The following is a 20,569-nucleotide window of genomic DNA, read 5'->3' on the forward strand; positions in this document are numbered from 1 at the left end:
GGCGTCAGCTGTTGCTGCGCGGCTTTCCGGTTGCGACGAACTCGTCGCGGTGCTCGTCGGCGACGCCGGCGAGATTCAGCTCGAAGGTGAAACCCTGCTCGAGGCGGTAGCTCGTCTTGACGTCGACGGGGTCGATGCGGTTGATGGCTTCCTTCGCGCGGCGGATGACGCGGGTGTCCTTCGCGGCGATCATCTCGGCGACCTCGCGTGCGGCAGCGTCGAGTTCGCTGCGCGGCACGACCTTGTACACCGAGCCGAAGTGCTCGAGTTGCTGCGCGGTCACGTTCTGTGCCGTGTAGTACAGGGTTCGCATCATGTGCTGGGGGACGAGGCGCGCGAGATGCGTCGCGGCTCCGAGCGCACCACGGTCGACTTCGGGCAGACCGAAGATCGCATCGTCGGAGGCGACGATGACGTCCGCGTTGCCGACGAGGCCGATGCCGCCTCCGACGCAGAATCCGTTGACGGCGACGATCACCGGTACTTCGCAGTCGTAGACGGCGGCGAATGCGGCAGCACATCCGTGGTTGGCGGCGATCAGGGCGTCGAACCCTTCGGTGGCCTGCATTTCCTTGATGTCCACACCTGCGTTGAAGCCCCTGCCCTCGGCACGGAGGATCACCACATGGGTGTCGAGACTGCGCCCGGCCGTGGTGACGGCCTCGGCCAGGTCGAACCAGGCCTGTGAGGGGAGAGCGTTCACGGGCGGGAAGTCGACGGTGACCGTGGTGATACCGGCGCTGTCGGAGGTCGAGGTGATGCCCATGGCATGTTCCTAACGTCTGTACCGAACCAAGCGATTGCTTGGTAAGTTAGCACAGGATAGCCGCTTGACCCAGAGGGTCGTAAGGTCGCAGTACGACCGGAACACCGAGGAGAGAACATGCCCGAAGCAGTAATCGTGTCCGCAGTACGGTCGCCGATCGGACGAGCACGCAAGGGCTCGCTTGCGTCGATCCGTCCGGACGACCTGGCGACGCAGATGGTCGCGGCGGCGCTGGCGAAGGTTCCCGACCTCGACCCCGCCGAGATCGACGACCTCATGCTCGGCTGCGGTCAGCCCGCAGGCCAGTCCGGCTTCAACATCGCCCGCGTCGTCGCCGTCCAGCTCGGCTACGACTTCCTGCCCGGTGTCACGGTCAACCGCTACTGTTCGTCGTCACTGCAGACCACCCGCATGGCGCTGCACGCCATCAAGGCCGGCGAGGGCGACGTGTTCGTCTCGGCCGGCGTCGAGTCGGTGTCGAGCTTCGTCACCGGCAACGCCGACGGTCTGCCGAACACGAAGAACCCGTTGTTCGACGATGCACAGGCACGCAGCGCGACGCTCGCCGAAGGCGGCGTGAAGTGGACCGACCCGCGCAGTGAGGGACTTTTGCCGGATGTCTACCTCGGCATGGGGCAGACCGCGGAGAACGTCGCGTCGTTCACCGGGATCTCCCGTGAGGACCAGGACCGCTGGGGCGTGCGCTCGCACAACCGTGCCGAGGAAGCGATCGCGAGCGGCTTCTTCGAGCGGGAGATCACCCCGGTGACCCTCGCCGACGGCACGGTCGTGTCCACCGACGACGGCCCGCGTCCGGGCACCACCTACGAGGCGGTCAGCCAGCTCAAGCCGGTCTTCCGCCCGGACGGCACCGTGACCGCCGGCAACGCGTGCCCGCTCAACGACGGTGCGGCCGCCCTGGTGATCATGTCCGACGTCAAGGCGAAGGAACTCGGGCTGACCCCGCTCGCCCGGATCGTCTCCACGGGTGTCTCGGGCCTGTCGCCGGAGATCATGGGTCTCGGGCCGATCGACGCCACCCGCAAGGCCCTCGCGAATGCGAACATGGGCATCGGCGACATCGACCTGTTCGAGATCAACGAGGCCTTCGCCGTGCAGGTGCTCGGTTCGGCGCGTGAGCTGGGTATCGACGAGGACAAGCTCAATGTCGCCGGTGGGGCGATCGCACTGGGTCATCCCTTCGGTATGACCGGTGCCCGCATCACCACGACGCTCATCAACAATCTGCGCACTCACGACAAGCAGTTCGGTGTCGAGACGATGTGTGTCGGCGGCGGTCAGGGCATGGCGATGGTGCTCGAGCGCCTGAGCTGACGGAAACGCCTCGCGGGTGGGCCGGGTCCGGTCTCGGCCCACCCGCAGCGGCAGTCAGGATTCGTAGAGGGTCACCAGGGTCCGTGGGTGTCCCGCCAGCGCTTGCGGATGATCTTTCCGGTGGCGTTGCGCGGCAGCAGACTGCGGGTCAGTGTCCACTGCGTCGGGACCTTGAAGTAGGCGAGATGCTCGGAAGCGAAGGTCGTCAGTTCCTCGGAGGTGACCGAGGAGCCCTCGACGAGCGCCACCACCGCGGCGACCTCCTGCCCCCATTCGGGATGGGGCACGCCGGTCACCAGGCACTCGCGGACGGCCGGGTGCTGGGCCAGCACGCGTTCGACCTCCGAGGGGTAGACGTTTTCGCCGTTCTGATGGATCAGATCCGCACGGCGGCCCACCAGGCGCAACCGGCCGTCCTCCACGAAACCGAAATCCCCTGTGCGCAACCAGCGGTCGGGGGTGATGGCCTCCGCCGTCGCTGCTTCGTCGTCCCAGTAGCCCAACATCACGAAGGGGCTGCGGACACACACCTCGCCCACATGCCCGTCGGGCAGCCACGCGCCCGTCTGATCCCGGATCTCGAGGCTCACGGTGATGATCGGTGCGCCCACCGTGCCCGGATACTGCTCGAGTTCCGCGGCGGAGGCCACCGCGATCGAGGTACTGCATTCGGTGATGGTGTAGCTGTCGACCATCGCTTGCCGGCCGAACGGAAGCCGTTCGCGCAGCTGCTGTTTGAACTCGGGGGTCAGCGGCTCCGACGACAGGGTGAACCGCGTGAGGGAGGTGAGGTCGTATCCGTCGAGGTCCTCGTCCTCGAGCATTCGTGCCGCCATCGACGGCACGGCCATCCAGTGGGTGACCTGCTCGGACTCGATGAGTTCGAGGACGGGGCGTACTCCGAACCACCCCTGGTTCATCACCACGGTGCTGCCGGTGGCCAGGCGGGGCACGATCGTGTTGTGCAGGCTCGTGATGTGGAACAGCGAGGATGTCAGCAGATACCGGGCATCCGACGGCGTGGCCCGGGTGTAGGTGCCGCCGGTCCAGATCGTCGTGATCGCGTCGAGGTACCGGTGGTAGTCGACCACCGCCAGCAGATTGCGCTGGGAGTGCAGCGCACCCTTCGGATCACCACTCGTGCCGGAGGTGTACAGGAGGACGGCCGGATCGTCCTCGGCGACCCGCGGGGGAGGCGGTTGCGCGCCGTCGAATTCGGCGATGAGGCGCGGCAGGTCCTCCTCGATCGACAGCACCACGGTCCGTGCGCGGTCGATGCCGGCCACGGCGGCAGCGCGGGGACCGTCGACGAAGAGCACCCGGGGCCGGGAGTGGTGGATACCGAACTCGAGTTCCGGCTGCACCCACCAGGCGTTCAGGCCCACCGAGATCGCGCCGAGAGCCTGCGTCGCCCAGAACGCGGTGATCCATTCGATCCGGTTCGCCGACAGGATCGCCACGCGGTCGCCCGTCCGCACCCCGTATCGCTCGTGCAGTGCAGCCGCGAGGGCGTAGGACATGCGCGCATTCTCGGCGAACGTGATGCGCCGATCGGACGTGACCAGGTACTCGCGGTCGTCCCAGACGAGGGACTGGGAGAGCAGATCCGCGACGGCGAGATCGCGCTTGCGCATGACGGGCATCTCGGTACCCAGGACGTCCTGTACCGCGATTTCGAACTCGCCGCCCGGACCGGTCAGTCGCGACACGAGCTGATCGACGTAGTGGGAGGGATCGGAGGGGATGGTCATCGCTCGAATCCCATCTGTTCCCCTGCACGCTTCACGAACGTCCCCTCCTCCATCCAGTGCGTACCGCCAGAATCTCACGGCCGGTCACCCCGGCTTCGAATGTACCGGTGAGTGGGACGGGCGGTGACGGGCACCACCTGTCTCTTTAGCCTGTGACCTGGGCGTCTGTGGGAAGCGAGGTCCTGTCTCGGTCGGGCCGCCGCCCGGCGCCCTCTGTGAGAAAGGACTTCCATCCGCATGACCGCAACGACCGCGTCGTCGCCCGCGCAGTGGGGCGGCCACGATCTGGGCACCCGCACGATCGGTTACGACGAACGGGACGCGATCCTGTACGCGCTTGCCGTGGGGGCCGGCGCGACCGACCTCGACCTCGTGTTCGAGGACCGGTTGCGGGTACTGCCGACCTTCGCGCTGACCCTCGCCCAGTGGGCGCCGGATGCGCTCGGTGCGCTCGGCGCATTCGACACGAGCACCGCGCTCCACGGTTCCCAGAGTCTCGAGGTTCGCGCGCCGTTGCCGCGATCAGGGCAGATCACGATGTCCGCGCGCGTGGGGGAGGTCTGGGACAAGGGCCGGGCGGCCGTCTTCGAGGTCGTCGTGGAGAGCGACTTCTTCGTCGCGACGTGGTCGTTGTTCGCGCCCGGAGCGGGCGGCTTCGGCGGCGAACGCGGGCCGTCGGCACCGGCGGCGCCGGAGGGTGACGCCGACCTCGTCGGCACCCTCGTGACCAGCCCGGATCAGGCCGTTCTCTATCGGCTGACCGGTGACCGGCACCACATCCACATCGATCCCGACGCCGCGGCGCGGATCGGGCAGCCCCGCCCCATCCTGCACGGACTGTGCACGCTGGCCGCCGCGACGTTGCCGCTCGCACGCATGCTCGGGGTCCACCCCGCCGACCTCACGACGTTGTTCGGCCGGTTCGCGGCCCCCGTCTTCCCCGGCGACACCGCGCAGGTGCGCGCCTGGGGTGACGCCGCGGACGCCCGGTTCGACGTCGTCACGGAGACCGGTTCCGTCCTGTCCGGCGGTCGCGCCGTATTCGCTTGATTGCCACAACCGTCTGGAGGAAAGACTTGGACACGTTCGCAGAAGTAGTGCGCGCTCGTCACGGTGACCCGAAGGTGGGGTTGCGTTTCGAGGACCGGCAGTGGACCTGGGACGAGGTGGTGCAGGAGAGCTCGGATCGTGCCGCCGCGCTCATCGCGACCGTGCCTGCTCCCGCAGATCGGCAGCGCCACATCGGGGTGCTGCTCGAGAACGTCCCCGACTTCGTCTTCTGGATCGGCGCCGGCGCGATGGCCGGGGCGGCAGTCGTGGGCATCAACGCCAGCCGTAGCGGCCCGGAGATCGCCCGGGACATCCGGCACGCGGATATCGACCTGGTGATCACCGAATCCCGGCTCGCGCACCTGCTCGAAGGCGTCGATCACGGTCTCGCCGACGACAGGATCTACGACATCGACGACGCGCGGTACGGGCAGTTCCTCGAGCCGTTCCGCGGTGCAGACCTGCCGGAGGCGATCCCGTCCGCCGACGACATCGCGCTGCTGCTGTTCAGTTCCGGGTCCACCGGTGCGCCGAAGGCCGTCATCGTCGGGCAGGGACGATTGGCCCGCCTTCTCGGGCCGCTCACCGAGCGTGTGCGCATGCGCGAGGATTCGGTCGCCTATCTGTGCATGCCGCTCTTCCACGGCAACGCGGTCATGCTCAACCTCGGCACGGCCATGCGGGCCGGCGCGACCGTCTGCCTCATCCGGAAGTTCTCCGCAAGCCGGTTCTCCGACGACATCCACCGCTACGGCGCCACCTTCGTCAACTACGTGGGACGGGCACTGTCGTATGTCCTGAGCCGTCCCGAAGACCCCCGCGACCGCACGAGCACCCTGGAATTGGCGTTCGGCACCGAGGCGTCCGAGGCCGACGTGGCCCGCTTCTCCGAACGTTTCGGGTGCACGGTCGTCGAAGGCTACGGCATGAGCGAGGGGGTCTTCCGCATCAACCGCACCCCGGACACCCCGGCCGGTTCGCTCGGAGTCGCCGTCGGTGACGTCGACGTCCGCATTCTCGACGAGGCCACGGGCAAGGAATGTCCCCGCGCACGCTTCGACGAGTCGGGTCGTCTCCTCAACAGTGAGGCCGTCGGCCAGATCGTCGCCTGCAACACCGCACACACCTTCGAGGGCTACTACAAGAACCCCGAGGCGATGGCCGACCGGATCAAGGGGAACGACTTCTGGTCGGGAGACCTCGGATACCGCGACGAGAACGACTTCTTCTACTTCGCGGGCAGATCCTCCGACTGGCTCCGTGTCGACAGCGAGAACTTCTCCGCCGCCCCCGTCGAACGAATCGTTCTCCGGGTTCCGGGCATCCTGTCCGCCCCGGTCTTCGCCGTGCCCGATCCGACCACCGGGGATCAGGTCATGTGCGCCGTCGAACTCGATCCCGGCGCGGAGTTCGATCCGGCGGTGTTCGGGGCCGTCCTCGCCGAGCAGCCCGACATGGGTGACAAGTGGTGGCCGCGGTTCGTGCGCGTCACCGCACAGATCCCGCTGACGGGGAGCAACAAGGTGAACAAGGCACCGCTGCGGGCGGTGGCGTGGAACACCACCGATCCGGTCTACGTGCGTGTCGGACGGACGCCGGAGTACGTTCTGCTCGACGACGAGGCGCGAGCGCGCATCGAGCAGGAGTTCGTCGCCAACGGCCGGGCGGCCCTGTTGCCGACCGCGGAGCCCGCTACGGTCGCGTGATCGCAGGGGCCTTCGTTTCCGGCACCGGCGGAGGTCTCGACCAGTGAGATGCCCTCATCAGGGGTGATTCCGATCACCTAGCGTGCAGGTCGTATAGCGACGGAACGCTTCATCGGACTCCGCCGCCTGAACCCCAACGCTTCCCTTCCTCCCGAAAGGACGGATGACCGTGAGCCTCGGCACTTCCGAACAATCCGAGATCCGTGAGATCGTCGCCGGGTCGACTCCCGCCCGCTTCGCCCGGGGCTGGCACTGCCTGGGTCTGTCGAAGGACTTCAAGGACGGCAAGCCTCACTCGGTCGAGGCCTTCGGCACCAAGCTCGTGGTGTGGGCCGACAGCAACGACGAGATCAAGATCCTCGACGCGTACTGCCGGCACATGGGCGGGGACCTCAGCCGGGGCACCGTCAAGGGCGACGAGATCGCGTGTCCCTTCCACGATTGGCGCTGGGGCGGCAACGGTCGCTGCAAGAACATCCCGTATGCGCGGCGAGTTCCTCCGATCGCGAAGACCCGCGCATGGCACACCCTCGACCAGGACGGCATGCTCTTCGTGTGGCACGACCCGCAGGGGAACCCGCCGCCGGCCGACGTGACCATCCCGCGCATCGAAGGTGCGACGAGCGACGAGTGGACCGACTGGGTCTGGTACACCACCGAGGTCGACACGAACTGCCGTGAGATCATCGACAACATCGTCGACATGGCGCACTTCTTCTATGTGCACTACTCCTTCCCGACGTACTTCAAGAACGTCTTCGAAGGACAGGTGGCGAGCCAGTTCATGCGCGGTCAGGCCCGGGAAGATGCCCGTCCGCATGCGGCCGGACAGCCGAAGATGCTGGGCAGCCGCTCGGATGCGAGCTATTTCGGACCGTCCTTCATGATCGACGACCTCGTCTACCAGTACGAGGGGTATGACGTCGAGTCGGTTCTGATCAACTGCCACTATCCGGTCTCCCAGGACAAGTTCGTGCTGATGTACGGCATGATCGTCAAGAAGTCCGACCGTCTCGAAGGCGAGCAGGCCTTGCAGACCGCTCAGCAGTTCGGGACCTTCATCGCCAAGGGCTTCGAGCAGGACATCGAGATCTGGCGGAACAAGACGCGCATCGACAACCCGCTCCTGTGCGAGGAGGACGGCCCCGTCTACCAGTTGCGTCGCTGGTACGAGCAGTTCTATGTGGACGTCGAGGACGTCAAGCCGGAAATGACCGACCGCTTCGAATTCGAGATGGACACCACCCGTCCGGTGGCGGCCTGGATGAAGGAGGTCGAGGAGAACATCGCTCGCAAGACCGCCCTCGACGGAGCCGGCGCTGCCGAACAGGCCGGCGCGCAGCAGTCCACCACCGCGGACTAGGAGCGGAGAACATGCAGAACCGGATGGAGCCGTTGCGGTGCGGCGAATGCGCCGCGCAGGTGCTGGTCCAGAAGAACAGCTGGGAGCACACGTCCATCCAGTGGAACGCCGACGCGCGCCGTCGTTGTCCTGTCGTTCAGGACGACGACGGTCGCGACGGCCGCCCCGGTGCGCCCCGGATGTCGTGTCCGCATCTGGATGCGGCGATCACCCGGGCGGCCACCGCGGGCGTCATCGAGGTGTTCGACGACACCCCGATCAAACCTCCCATCGTGCACTGACGTCCACGCACCGAACTCTCGTTTTCCGACTACTTCCCGTAAGGACCCGATCATGACCGAACGTCTCGACCTCGATCGCTCGCACTACGGCCCGTGGGCCGTCATCGCCGGCGGATCCGAAGGTGTCGGTGCGGCGTTCGCCGACGAACTGAGCCGCGCGGGATTCGATCTCGTGCTCATCGCCCGTAAGCCGGGGCCTCTCGAGGAGACGGCGGACAAGGCGCGCAGCAACGGCGTGCAGGTGCGCACCCTCGCGCTGGACCTCCTCGACGACGACGCGGTGGACCAGATCCGCCGGGCGACCGAGGACATCGAGGTCGGGCTGTTCATCTTCAACGCCGGCGCCAACAGCTACGGCCACGAGTTCGTCACCGGTGATATCGACGGATTCCGCGGTGTGATCGAACTCAACGTCCACCGTCAGGTCGAGTTGTCGCATCTGTTCGGTGGGCCGATGAAGGAACGCGGTCGCGGTGGCATCATGCTGCTCGGATCGCTCTCCGGGTACATGGGAGCCGAGCATCAGAGCATCTACGCGGCATCGAAGGCGTTCAGCCGCGTCTTCGCCGAGAGCCTGTGGCTCGAACTCGCGCCGCACGGTGTGCACGTCGTCGAACTCGTCCTCGGCGTGACCCGTACGCCCGCGATGGTGCGCGCGGGTCTGAACTTCGACATTCCCGGGATGCTCGTCGCCGAGCCGGAGGATGTCGCGCGCGAGGGCCTCGAACACCTCCAGGACGGTCCCGTATGGGTCGCGGGCGGCAACTACGAGGCCGCGGTCAAGCGCAGCGGGTTCCCTCGCGACAAGCTCGTCCACGGTGCCGCGGCGGCGATGCGGGCACTGCTCAATCGCTGATCCACCCCATACGGATCGTCCCCGGGTGCCTCACGGCATCCGGGGACGATCTCGTTGTGGGGGACTCAGAAGTCGATGCGCACGTTCTTGCTCTTGGGCCGGGCCTGGCACGCGAGGACGTAACCGTTGGCGATGTCCTCCTCGTCGAGGATCGCGGAGGGCGGGGTGTCCACCTCTCCTTCGACGACGGTGCACGCGCACGACCCGCACTCGCCCTCACGGCACGAATACGGCACGTCCAGGCCCTTGGACAGCATGATGTCCACCAGGGTGGCGCTGCGCGGCCACACGAGCTCGTGCTCCTCGCCGTCGAGTTGCACTGTCGCAGAGGTCGCGTCGGCATCCGCCTCGTCGATCTCGACGAGGGGGACGTCGGCGAACGGATCGCCGGACAGCGAGGTGAAGACCTCGGCGTGGATCCGGTCCTTGGGGACACCCGCAAGGAGCAGGCTGTTGCGGACGGTGTCCATGAACGGGCCGGGCCCGCACATGTACGCGCGGTGATCGGCGAAGGAGGAGATCAAGGTCGCGAGTTGCTGCGGGGACGGCAGGCCCTGCACGCTCTCGAGCCAGTGGACGACGGTGAGGGCGTCGGGGTGTCGTGCGGCGAGCTCACGGAGTTCTTCGGCGAAGATGACCGATTTCTCGTCACGATTGCCGTAGATCACCACCACATTGCGGTTTCCGCTGTGCAGTGCCGACTTGAGGATCGACATGACGGGGGTGATCCCGCTTCCACCGGCGAACAGTACGAGCTTCTCGGTGAGGTCGGCCGGGGTGAAGACTCCCGCGGGAGGCAGCACCTCGATGCTCTGGCCGGCGGTGATGTTGTCGCACAGCCAGTTCGAGCCGTATCCGTCGGCGGTGCGCTTGACCGTGACCTTGAGCGGTTCGTCGGCGTGCGGTGAGCTCGCCAGGGAGTAGCACCGAGCCACGGAACCCGTCACGTCGCTGGGGATGCGCAAGGTCAGGAACTGGCCGGGCTTGTAGGTGAAGTCCGCGCGGCGATCCTGGGGTACGTCGAACACCAGTGAACACGCGTCTGCGGTCTCCTGGACGACTGCACTGACGGTCAGCACAGCGGAACGTGAACTGACCGGTGCCTGGACGGCTGTCATCGCAGCGGGTTCCCTTCGATACAACAATTTTCGATCGGACCACGGTAGAACGCCGCCCGATACACACGCGCGTCTCCTCCCGGTAATCGGGACACCGGGAGGAGACAGGGCATTCGGGATCAGGCGGCGCGTGCGGTGCGGGGGATCAGCACGGTGATCCCGATCGTGACCACGGACAGGACGATGAGCATGACACCGACCATGTTGATTCCGGCGAGTGGGGTCGCCGCGAAGGCGAGCAGCATGGTGGCGATCGACGTACCGACACCCTGGCCCGCGGTGCGCAGCACGGCGTTCGTGCCGGTCGTCTCGCTCGTGTTGTGCTCGGGCACTGCCTCGACGATCAGGTTGGGAATTGCCGTGTAGGCGAAGGCGGTGGCGACGGAGACCACCACGACCATCGCGGTCATGGCGACCACGGAGTGGTGTGCCGTGAGCATGACGACCGTTCCGACGACGAACAGACCGGTACCGAGCAGCATCGACACCCGCGAACCCACTGCGGCGGAGATCCGTCCGCTCAGCGGGGTGCACACGAAGCCGAACAGGGAGCCGATGAACGACAGCCAGCCTGCGTGCGTCGCGCTGAGACCGAGGCCGAAGCCGCCGGTCGACGGCGTCTGCATGATGATCGGGATGATCATGGTGATCACACCCAGCGGTCCCGCCGCGATCGCCACGGTGGCCAGCATCGTGAGGGAGAACTTGCGATCGGTGAACAGGCGCACGTTGATGATGGGGGAGGGGATCCGGAGCTCCCAGCGCACGAACAGGACCAGTGCGACGGTGCCACCGAGGATGAGGCCCAGGGTGCGCGCATCGGACCATCCCCACGCCTGGGACTTGTTGACACCGAGCAGGATCGCGGCGACAGCACCCGCGAAGCCGACCGCTCCGAGGTAGTCGATCTTCTCGGAGGTCCCGGTGGGTCGGCGCCAGGGGAGGACGAACCAGACGAGCAGCAGCGCGAAGAGCGCATAGACGGCCGCCACGACGAAGATCATGTGCCAGCTTGCGTTGTCGATCAGCAGGCCGGCGACGAGCAGCGACGCCGAACCCGCGGCGACGGCGGAACCGGAGATCAGTGCCACCGCGACGGGAACGCGCTCGGCCGGAAGGTGTTCGCGTGCCAGGCCGATGCACAGCGGCAGAATCGCACCGGCCACACCCTGGATCGCGCGACCGACGATGATGCTGGTGAGGCTGTCACCGACAGCGCTGACCGTCGAACCCACCGCCGCGACGGCGAGAAGGATCATCAGGATCCGTTCCCGGCCGTACATGTCGCCGAGCCGCCCGCACACCGCGGCGGATGCCGCGGACACGAGCAGGAAGGCCGTCACAGCCCACCCGACCGTCGATGCGTCGCTACCGAATTCGGTGATGAGCGTCGGAATCGCGGCGAACATCATGGATGTTTCGAACGCACTGATGATCTCGACGGCGATCAGGACCGACACGATCACCCACACCGGTTGCCGCCGGTCGAATCGGCCCCGACCTGTGCGGGTCACGGATTCCGAGTGGGAGAGTTCGTTGGCGTAGGACGTCACAGCACATTCCATACTCTCGGCGGCCCGATCTCGGGCCGCGGTTCCCGACCCACGAATGGGAGTGTCTCGGATCACTTTCTAGAGCAGGTGAGAGTCGTCCCGCTCTGTGATCCCGATGAGCGGGACCGCGTGCCGGAGATCAGATGAGTGCGGCCTCGTGCACCGTGCGATCGAACTCGGGCAGCTCGGCACCGGTGCGCAGGGTCGTTGCGAGCGCCGGGTCGGCCAGATGCAGACGTCCGATGGCGATCAGGTCGAATTCGTCTTCGCCCAAACGTCGTTCGAGTTCGGGGACGTTGTTGCGCACGGGCGCACTGCCCTGCAGGCGGCTCTCGCGCAAGGAGGTCGCGATTCCCACGCTGCCCACCGCCATCGAGAGTGCTCCGGTGACCTTCTTCGCCCAGCCCGCGAGCGTGAGGTCGCTGCCTTCGAATGCCGGCATGTCGAAACGTCGGATGCTCGCGTCGAACACGTCGACACCTGCTTCGGCCAACGGCGTGAGGACGGCTTTCAGCTCGTCCGGCGTGTGGGCGATCCGCGCTTCGTAGTTCTGCTGCTTGTGCTGTGAGAACCGGTAGAAGATCGGCAGGTCGTCGCCGATGCGCGAGCGGATCGCGGCGACAACCGCAGCAGGGAAGCGGGTGCGGCGCGTGAGGTCTCCGCCCCATTCGTCGTCACGGAGATTCGTTCCCTCCCAGAGGAACGAGTCGAGCAGGTAACCGTGCCCTCCGTGCAGGGCGATGCCGTCGAAGCCGACCCGGGCCGCCGCGGCGGCGGCGTCGGCGTAGGCGGCGACGACCTGCTCGATGTCCTCGAGGGTCATGGCCCGTGTGGGGGCGGATGCCCGTTCGACGTAGCTCTTCCCGTAGGACGTGACGCCGAGCTCGCCCCAGATACCGGACGGCCGCATGGGGGTGAGAGCGGGATCGACATCGGCGGTCATCGCCCCCCAGAGGGGGCCGACATGCCAGAGCTGAGGAACGATACGTCCACCTTCGGCGTGGACGGCATCGACGACGCGGCGCCAGCCTTCGAGGGCTGCTTCGCCGTACATATGCGGCACCCGCGAGTTGTCGACCGCCGTCGGGTGGTCGATGGCGACACCCTCGGTGACGATCAGGGCGGTACCGCCCGCGGCCCGCCGCCGGTAGTACTCGACGACGTCCGCACCGGGCACGCCACCCGGCGAGTAGGAGCGGGTCATCGGGGACATCACGATGCGGTTGCGGAGCTCGAGAGAGCGCACCGTCAGGGGGCGGAAGAGGGGGGACTCGGTTTCTGGCATCGCGGTCTCGGCTCTTTCGACTCGTAGGATGACGGCTGCAGGGCGGATTCGGCCCGCGCCTCGGTTGTACCCACAGTCCGAGCCGCGAGGGCGAGTATCTCCTGCTCAGTGAGACGCGCGGAGGGAGCGGCGAGGCCGCCCGGCCCGCGGGGTGTCCGCTCAACGGGAATTGTGCAACAGGTCACCATCGAGTACTCTGGAGAGCGCCCACAAGAATCAATTTCAGTTTCGTCGCTGTCGTGGGTGACCAGGTTCGGAGAAAGGGTGGCGATGTCCGACTCGCAACATGCGCAGGTCTCCCAGGCATCGAAGCGCGAACTGCCCGCGTCGATGGTCGAACGTATGACCCTCATTCTCGACGCGTTCGACGACATGTCCTCCAGGCTCACCCTCGAGGAAGTCGCGTGCCGCACTCACCTGCCGCGCTCGACGGTCCACCGCATCCTCGACCAGATGGTACGGCTCGACTGGATCGACCACGCATCCTTCGGGTACTGCCTCGGTCGCCGCGCCAAGACCATGGGTGAGGGCGACGGCGGGCACATCCGCATCCGCGAGGCGGCGGCGCCCCTGCTCCACGAACTGCACATGACGACGGGCATGGTCGCGCACCTGTCCGTGCTCGACGGCCGCGACTGCGTCTACCTCGACAAGATCGGTGGTCAGCTCGCCGCAGCACTGCCCTCCCGTGTCGGGGGACGCGCACCCGCCTATGCCACCGCCGGCGGTAAGGCACTGCTCGCAGGTCTCGAACCCGAGCAGGTCGATGCTCTCTACGTGGGTCCGCAACTGCCCCCGCGCACGGAGCGGACCATCACCGACCTGTCGACCCTGCACCTCGAACTCAACCGGATCCGCCGCCGTCACGGCCTGGCCTTCGAAACCGGCGAGGCCACCGCCGGTATGTCCTGCGTGGGCGCCGCGATCCGCAGCCCTGCGTCGCCCGTCGCCGCGATCTCCCTGTGCGGGCCCACCCGCCCCGGACACCTCGAACGCATTGCACCGCTGGTCGCCAACGCCGTCCGGGACATCTCACGCACGCTGTACCCCGAACTGAGCACCCCCCGCCGCAATCGTGCCGCTCGGGCGGCGGATGCGTCGTGGTCACCGCAGGTCATGGAACGCATGCTCGCGACGCAGTCCGACGGCTGGATGTAACACTCATACGCCCGCACCCCCGGTCCCTGCTCGGGGCATCCCGGTGATCGGGAGCGTACGCGCGACGTGAGTGGGATCACTGGAAACCTCGTCGGTATGACGACGCAATTGAGTTTCGAGACCACGGCGAGGGAACTCGCGACCGACCGCGGCACCCTCCGGTATCACGAAGCGGGCCAGGGTGAACCGCTCCTGCTGCTCCACGGATCCGGGCCGGGTGTCACCGGTTGGCGGAACTACCGAGGGGTGCTCGCCGATCTCGCGGAGCACTTCCGCTGCCTGGTCCTGGAATTTCCGGGCTTCGGAGTGAGCGATCCGTGCGAGGGCCACCCGATGGCGATGGCGTCGGTGGCCGTGACGGACTTCCTCGACGGACTCGGCCTCGACCGGGTCTCCGTCATCGGTAACTCGATGGGCGGAATCGTCGGAACGCAATTCGCCATCGCCCAGCCCGATCGGGTGAAGAAACTGGTCACCATCGGAGGGGCGGGACGGTCGGTCTTCGCTCCGTCCCCCGGCGAGGGCATCCGGTTGCTCATGGAGTTCACCGACGATCCGACCCGGGAGAAGCTCGTCCGCTGGCTGCGTTCCATGGTGTACGACCCGGCGATCATCACCGAGGAACTCATCGAGGAGCGGTGGGCACTCGCCACCGAACCGAAGACCCTCGAGATCGCGCGGCGTATGTACAGCACTGCTGCTTTCGCCGCGTCCGCGAAGGCCGCGGCCGCCTCCGACGCCACCCCGTACTGGGCTCAGCTGCACAAGATCACCGCGCCGACCCTGCTCACCTGGGGTCGGGACGACCGTGTCAGTCCCGTGGACATGGGAATGCTCCCGATGCGCGAGCTGCGCCGGGGTGAACTGCACGTGTTCCCCAATTGCGGGCACTGGACGATGATCGAAGCACGCGAGGCATGGCTGTCGACCGTGCTCGCGTTCCTCACCCGAGAAGACTCCTAGGCACCGGTCGCCGAGGGTGCCCGCCGGGTACCCTCGGCGCCGGCCGAGCGGTTCCCGCTCAGTGGAAAATCCACGATACGAGAACCGTTCTCCTGGGACCGTAAGCGCCAACGGAACCGACGCTCACCATGCCGTACCGGGGGCGTCACCCTCACAGAGCTGGAGAGATCATGGGACAGGTGCTCGACTCCGTTTCGGAGTTCGCAGACGAAATCCGCGCGGACGGCGCCGAAGGCGACACCCTCATGCGTCTGACCGACCGCAGCGCAAAAAGACTCCGTGACGCCGGTGTCATCCGGCTCCTGCAGCCGAAGGAATTCGGCGGTCTCGAAGCGCACCCGCGGGAATTCGCGGAGACGGCCATGGCCATCGGTGCGATGGACGGCGCGACCGGCTGGGTCAGCGGCATCGTCGGTGTCCACCCGTGGGAGATGGCCTTCTTCGACCCGAAGGCACAGGAAGAGGTGTGGGGCGAGAATCCCGACACCTGGATCGCCTCCCCGTACGCGCCGATGGGTGTCGCGACCCCCGTCGACGGCGGGTACATCCTCAACGGCCGCTGGTCGTTCTCCTCGGGCACCGATCACTGCGACTGGGTGATGATCGGCGCGGCCGTGGGCGACAAGGACGGCAACCGGCTCAACCCGCCACAGAGCCTGCACGTGCTCCTGCCGCGGTCCGACTACACCATCGACCACGAGAGCTGGAACGTGGTCGGTCTGCGTGGCACCGGATCCAAGGACCTCATCGTCAAGGATGCCTTCCTCCCCGAGTACCGCACCCTGCGCGCGGAGCGCGTCATGGGCGGTGTGGCATGGCAGGACGCCGGCCGGGACGAAACGCTCTACAAGTTCCCGTTCTCGTGCATCTTCCCGCTCGGTATCACCTCGTCGCTCATCGGTATCGCCGAGGGCGCTCTGAACTGCTACATCGAGTCGCAGCGTGAGCGGGTCACGGTGTCCGGCACGGCCATCAAGCAGGATCCCTACGTCTTGTCGTCCCTCGGCAACGCTGCCGCGGAGATCGCCGCGTCCCGGGCCGCCATCCTCGAGACCGTCGATCGTTTCTGGGATCTGACGGAGAAGGGCGTGGAGGTCACCTTCGAACAGCGCGCCATCGGCCGGCGCACGCAGACGGCCGCCGCTTGGCGGGCCGTGGCAGCGGTCGACGAGATCTTCGGCCGTGCCGGCGGTGGCGCACTGCAGTTGAGCAATCCGCTGCAGCGCTTCTGGCGCGACGCCCACGCGGGTCTGAGCCACGCCATCCACGTGCCCGGATCCATCTTCCATGCCGCGACGCTCTGCCAGCTCGGCGAGGAGCCGCAGGGCATGATGCGGTCGATGATCTGACATCACACCACTGACGGCGAAGGAATATTCGGATATGACGGACATCCGGGGCCTGGGTTATCTCAGGATCCAGACCACAGACATCACTCGGTGGCGAGAACTCGTCGTCGACGGGCTCGGCATGGCGGTCGGTACCGGGCCCGAGGCCGACGGTCTCTACCTGCGTATCGACGAGCGCCGTGCACGTCTGATCGTGCTTCCCGGCGAGGTCGACAAGGCGCTCGCCGTGGGCTGGGAGGTGCGCGACGAGTTCGCTCTCCGCCGCGTGCGCGAGGCGGTCGAGAAGGCCGGTATCGAGGTGGAGGTGCTCTCGGAGGAAGAGTCCACCTACCGCGACGCCGAGCAGGTCATCGCTTTCGACGACCCGGGCGGAACTCGCACCGAGGTCTTCTTCGGGCCGGTGCTCGACCACAGCCCGATCGTGACGCCTTTCGGTGGCACCTTCCACACCGGTGAGGAAGGGCTCGGACATGTCGTCCTGCCCACCGCAGCCTTCGCCGAGTCCTACGAGTTCTACACCGAGGTGCTCGGTTTCCTCCCGCGCGGAGCGACACGGCTCGGCGGACTCTCGGCCCCCCCGCCGGTCCGGCGAGTGCGTTTCCTCGGCGTCAACCGCCGTCATCACAGCCTCGCGCTGTGCCCGGCCCCGCCCGGGAGCGCGCCCGGTCTCGTGCATCTGATGCTCGAGGTCGACACCCTCGACGCGGTCGGTCAGGCCCTGGATCGGGTGAACAAGCTCGGTTTCTCGATTTCGTCGACGCTGGGCCGCCACACCAACGACAAGATGGTCTCGTTCTATGTCCGGGCTCCGGGCGGATGGGACCTCGAGTTCGGCACGGAGGGGATGCTCGTCGACGAGACCTTCTACACCGCAGAGGAAATCACCGCGGACAGTTATTGGGGCCACGACTGGTCGGGTTCCGAACCGCTCGCGGCGTTCTCGCCTCCGGTGGGCTGATCGAGTTCGTCCACCCGGATACCTTCCGACGATGCCACGGCGTACGACGCCGTGGCATCGTTGCGTCGGCGGCCCCGTTCGATCGCCTCGGCGCGCACCGGGGAGGCCACTCCCGGTGAGCGGGACCGGAAGGCGGTGCGTCACAGGCTTCGACGAGAGTGATGTGGATTACAGCTCGTGCCGGATCCTCACGCATCTCGACGCGGGCCGTCCCTACGCATGCCCGAGGTGCTCCTGTGACGTCACTCCTGACCGAACGAATCGCCGACTTCGCCGCCGCGCGCAATGCCCGCGCGCTGCCGCCGGAAGTCGCCGACTACACCGGACTCATCGTCTTCGACACCCTCGTGTGCGGCCTCGCCGCAGCACGCATGGAACGTACTCGCATGGCGCACACGGTGATCGATCGTCTCGGTGGGCCCGAGGAAGCCACGGTGTTCGGCCGTTCGACCAAAGCGCCTGCCGCCGTCGCCGCTGCGTTCAACTCCGAAATCACCTACGCGCTCGACGCGGACGACACGCTCTTCAATTCGGCGCACTTCGCGACGATCGTGGTCTCCTCGGCCCTCGCCGAGGCCGAACGCGTCGGTGCGTCCGGCGACAGCCTGCTCCGTGCCGTCGCTGTCGGCTACGACATGACCGCGCGGCTCAACCTCGCATGCTCGTTCATGGAGGTCGTCGACGGAAAGATGAAGTGGTCGGAACTCTTCGGGAGCGGATACGGCACTCTCGGCACGGTCGTCTCCGCCGGCCTGGTGTCGGGTGTGTCCCGCGACCGGATGATCCACGCGCTCGCGCTCGCTGCGGCGACAGCCCCGACGGCCCGGAACACCCACAACACCGAACGCACGGAACTGGCCACCTACAAGTACTGCCCGAACATGCATGTGGTGCAGGCAGGAATGACGGCATTGATTCTTGCCGAGGCCGGCTATCTGGGGGAACCGGACCTACTCGACCTCGAACCGGGATTCTTCGAGGCCCAGGGATTCCGTTCGGTGCGGCGCGAGGCGATCACCGAGGACGTCGGAGACCACTGGTGGATACTCGACAGCGCCGTGAAGTACTACCCCGCCTGCCGCTACACGGGTGCCCCCATCGATGCATTGCGCGCGCTCGTCCGTGAACACGGCTGGGGACCGGACGATATCGAACACATCGAGGTTCGGCTCAACCCCGGCGCCTACAGCCAGCGGGTGTTCCACACGCCGGCAACGAGTATCGAACCCGACCATCGTGCCGCGATCCACGGAGCCTTCAACATCCCCTATCTGCTCGCACTGGCCGTCCTGCAGATCACACCCGGACCCGCGTGGTTCGATCCGATCCACACCCAGGATCCGAAGGTGTGGGACATCGCGTCCAGAATCGTGACGGCACCCGATCCCGAACTCGACCGCGACTGGGGAGACGCCGTGGCCGATTCGACGATCGGCCGCCCCCGCCGAACCCGTGCCTCGATGACGGTGCGCGCCCGCGGCCGGGAGTACGTGGTGGACACGGAGTTCACTCGGGGAGACCCCTGGACCCCCGAGACCCGTGCGGACTGGGACAGCGTGATGAGCAAAGCGGTGGACTTCTGTGGTGATCTCGTCTCCGTGGAACAACTCGAGCGGCTCGCCCGGACGGTTCGCGATCTCGGATCCGTGCAGAACGTGGCGACCGAGCTCGCGCCGCTCCTGCGCGTCGAGTGACCTCGGGACGCGCCGGCGGGAGTATCCACCCGAAACTCGGACACGGCCGGTCGCTGCCGTAGCCGCGCGGGTGCACAAGAGTCGGCGCGTGGAGCCCGGATATGCTGCGGGGGAAGCGCACACACGACACGAGGAGTCCGATGACCGCCGACGACGTTCTGGACGCGGTCCGGGAATCGACCCCGGGGATCGCCGATCGGGCCGCACGTGTCGACCAGTTCGGCCGCATTCCCGACGAGACCATCCGCGATCTCGTCTCGGCCGGAGTGTTCCGCATGTTGCAACCCCGCCGGTACGGCGGATCGGAGGCCGAACCCGCGCGGTTCTACGAAGTGGTGCGGACGATTTCGGAGGTCTGCGGCTCGACGGGATGGATCGCCTCCATCGTCGGTGTCCATCCCTGGCATCTCGCTCTGTTCGACGACCGGGCGCAACGCGACGTGTGGGGTGAGGACGATTCCGTGCTCATCTCCTCGGCGTACGCCCCGGTCGGAAGACTCGTCCCCGTCGACGGTGGTGGTTACCGCCTGTCCGGAACGTGGATGTTCTCCTCCGGCTGCGGGTTCGCCTCGTGGGCGCTGCTCGGTGCGGTGATCGTCGGATCGGAGGGGCAGCCCGTCGATGTCGTCACCGTCCTCGTTCCGAAGTGCGACTACGTGATTCGCGACGTGTGGAACGTCGTGGGATTGCGAGGGACGAGCAGCAACGAGATCGTCGTCGACGACGTGTTCGTCCCCGACTACCGGGTGAAGAGCAACTACGAGACCTCGCAGCTGCGAGGGCCGGGCCAGAAGGTCAACACCGGTCCGCTCTATCGGCTTCCGTTCGCCGCCATGTTCACCACCGCCGTCGCCGTGCCCATCGTGGGAGTGGTCGCCGGATGTTACGACGAGTATCTGTCGGCGATGCGCGAGCGGGTGCGGTTGAGTCTGGGCGGGGGACGTTTCGTGGACGATCCGTTCGCGCAGGTCGCCGTGGGACGGGCAGCATCGGATATCGACGCGGCGACGCTCCAGCTCGACCGTAATATGCGTGAGCTGTGGAAGCTGGCGCGGGCGGGCGCGGAGATCCCGCTGCAATTGCGCTTGCGTACCCGGCGGGATCAGGTGCGGGCCACCGAGCGAGCGGTCGAGGCGATCGACCTGTTGTTCAAGACGGCCGGGGGGACGTCGTTGTTCCTCGGCGGTGTCATCGAACGTGCCTGGCGCGACGCACATGCCGGAAGCGTCCACGTCGCGAACGAACCCGAGCGGGCCTATGCCTTGTACGGACGGGACGCATTCGGGTTGCCGGTCGAGGACAATCTCATCTGATCTCCGCGCTCCCGGTGGGGACGCCGCGAGTGTTTCCGCCCGTTCTCCCGACCACCGGGAATTCTTCACC

General features: G+C 66.9%; 17 protein-coding genes. 12 read left to right on the top strand and 5 right to left on the bottom strand.

The features are described 5' to 3' along the window. Window positions 1-4: 4 nt before the first annotated feature. On the bottom strand, window positions 5-766 hold the full coding sequence (gene echA20, locus A8G18_RS08040) for a (7aS)-7a-methyl-1,5-dioxo-2,3,5,6,7,7a-hexahydro-1H-indene-carboxyl-CoA hydrolase (RefSeq protein ID WP_016931754.1): 762 nt from the start codon (window positions 764-766) through the stop codon (window positions 5-7). A 117-nt stretch (window positions 767-883) separates the two neighbouring features. Between echA20 and A8G18_RS08045 the strand changes: the two genes are divergently transcribed. Then, the gene (locus tag A8G18_RS08045) at window positions 884-2,101 is read left to right on the top strand and encodes an acetyl-CoA C-acetyltransferase (RefSeq protein ID WP_064063447.1); all 1,218 of its coding nucleotides are present in this window, start codon (window positions 884-886) and stop codon (window positions 2,099-2,101) included. Window positions 2,102-2,172: 71 nt separating this feature from the next. Here A8G18_RS08045 and casG read toward each other — a convergent pair whose 3' ends face one another. Continuing rightward, window positions 2,173-3,852 (bottom strand): steroid-24-oyl-CoA synthetase, encoded by a 1,680-nt coding sequence (gene casG / locus A8G18_RS08050; protein WP_064063448.1) that lies wholly within the window; start codon window positions 3,850-3,852, stop codon window positions 2,173-2,175. 237 nt (window positions 3,853-4,089) lie between these two features. On the opposite strand from casG, the gene A8G18_RS08055 reads away from it, so the two are divergent. The 5 genes from A8G18_RS08055 (at window position 4,090) to A8G18_RS08075 (ending at window position 9,108) form a co-directional block, all read left to right on the top strand. Continuing rightward, window positions 4,090-4,902 (top strand): MaoC/PaaZ C-terminal domain-containing protein, encoded by an 813-nt coding sequence (locus A8G18_RS08055; protein ID WP_064063449.1) that lies wholly within the window; start codon window positions 4,090-4,092, stop codon window positions 4,900-4,902. Between the two features lie 26 nt (window positions 4,903-4,928). Beyond that, the gene (locus A8G18_RS08060; RefSeq protein ID WP_064063450.1) at window positions 4,929-6,608 is read left to right on the top strand and encodes an AMP-binding protein; all 1,680 of its coding nucleotides are present in this window, start codon (window positions 4,929-4,931) and stop codon (window positions 6,606-6,608) included. A gap of 163 nt (window positions 6,609-6,771) precedes the next feature. Then, window positions 6,772-7,971, top strand: a complete 1,200-nt coding sequence (locus tag A8G18_RS08065; protein WP_016931759.1) for a 3-ketosteroid-9-alpha-monooxygenase, oxygenase component — start codon at window positions 6,772-6,774, stop codon at window positions 7,969-7,971. 11 nt (window positions 7,972-7,982) lie between these two features. Then, a complete protein-coding gene (locus A8G18_RS08070) occupies window positions 7,983-8,252 on the top strand; it encodes a hypothetical protein (protein ID WP_081494013.1) in 270 nt (89 codons plus the stop codon). Window positions 8,253-8,304: 52 nt separating this feature from the next. Then, entirely contained in the window at window positions 8,305-9,108 is an 804-nt protein-coding gene (locus tag A8G18_RS08075) for an SDR family NAD(P)-dependent oxidoreductase (protein ID WP_016931761.1), read from the top strand. Window positions 9,109-9,173: 65 nt separating this feature from the next. On the opposite strand, the gene A8G18_RS08080 is transcribed toward A8G18_RS08075, so the two are convergent. The 3 genes from A8G18_RS08080 to A8G18_RS08090 all read right to left on the bottom strand — a co-directional run bounded on the left by A8G18_RS08080 (window position 9,174) and on the right by A8G18_RS08090 (window position 13,064). Continuing rightward, complete coding sequence (locus A8G18_RS08080; protein WP_064063451.1) at window positions 9,174-10,226, bottom strand: ferredoxin--NADP reductase; 1,053 nt, start codon at window positions 10,224-10,226, stop codon at window positions 9,174-9,176. A 119-nt stretch (window positions 10,227-10,345) separates the two neighbouring features. After that, window positions 10,346-11,692, bottom strand: coding sequence for an MFS transporter (locus A8G18_RS08085; RefSeq protein ID WP_064063495.1), 1,347 nt, complete (start codon window positions 11,690-11,692; stop codon window positions 10,346-10,348). A 226-nt stretch (window positions 11,693-11,918) separates the two neighbouring features. Continuing rightward, window positions 11,919-13,064, bottom strand: coding sequence for an oxidoreductase (locus tag A8G18_RS08090; RefSeq protein ID WP_064063452.1), 1,146 nt, complete (start codon window positions 13,062-13,064; stop codon window positions 11,919-11,921). Between the two features lie 264 nt (window positions 13,065-13,328). Between A8G18_RS08090 and A8G18_RS08095 the strand changes: the two genes are divergently transcribed. The 6 genes from A8G18_RS08095 to hsaA all read left to right on the top strand — a co-directional run bounded on the left by A8G18_RS08095 (window position 13,329) and on the right by hsaA (window position 20,499). Beyond that, complete coding sequence (locus tag A8G18_RS08095) at window positions 13,329-14,222, top strand: IclR family transcriptional regulator (protein WP_421096284.1); 894 nt, start codon at window positions 13,329-13,331, stop codon at window positions 14,220-14,222. Between the two features lie 96 nt (window positions 14,223-14,318). Then, window positions 14,319-15,185, top strand: coding sequence for an alpha/beta fold hydrolase (locus A8G18_RS08100; protein ID WP_016931766.1), 867 nt, complete (start codon window positions 14,319-14,321; stop codon window positions 15,183-15,185). A gap of 170 nt (window positions 15,186-15,355) precedes the next feature. Further along, on the top strand, window positions 15,356-16,534 hold the full coding sequence (locus A8G18_RS08105) for an acyl-CoA dehydrogenase family protein (RefSeq protein ID WP_064063454.1): 1,179 nt from the start codon (window positions 15,356-15,358) through the stop codon (window positions 16,532-16,534). Between the two features lie 34 nt (window positions 16,535-16,568). Next, a complete protein-coding gene (gene bphC / locus A8G18_RS08110; RefSeq protein WP_064063455.1) occupies window positions 16,569-17,492 on the top strand; it encodes a biphenyl-2,3-diol 1,2-dioxygenase in 924 nt (307 codons plus the stop codon). 236 nt (window positions 17,493-17,728) lie between these two features. Then, complete coding sequence (locus tag A8G18_RS08115) at window positions 17,729-19,186, top strand: MmgE/PrpD family protein (protein WP_064063456.1); 1,458 nt, start codon at window positions 17,729-17,731, stop codon at window positions 19,184-19,186. Window positions 19,187-19,326: 140 nt separating this feature from the next. After that, window positions 19,327-20,499 (top strand): 3-hydroxy-9,10-secoandrosta-1,3,5(10)-triene-9,17-dione monooxygenase oxygenase subunit, encoded by a 1,173-nt coding sequence (hsaA, locus tag A8G18_RS08120; RefSeq protein ID WP_064063457.1) that lies wholly within the window; start codon window positions 19,327-19,329, stop codon window positions 20,497-20,499. Window positions 20,500-20,569: the final 70 nt, after the last annotated feature.

Origin of the sequence: Rhodococcus gordoniae (assembly GCF_001646655.1) — a bacterium.
Lineage (GTDB): Bacteria > Actinomycetota > Actinomycetes > Mycobacteriales > Mycobacteriaceae > Rhodococcus > Rhodococcus gordoniae.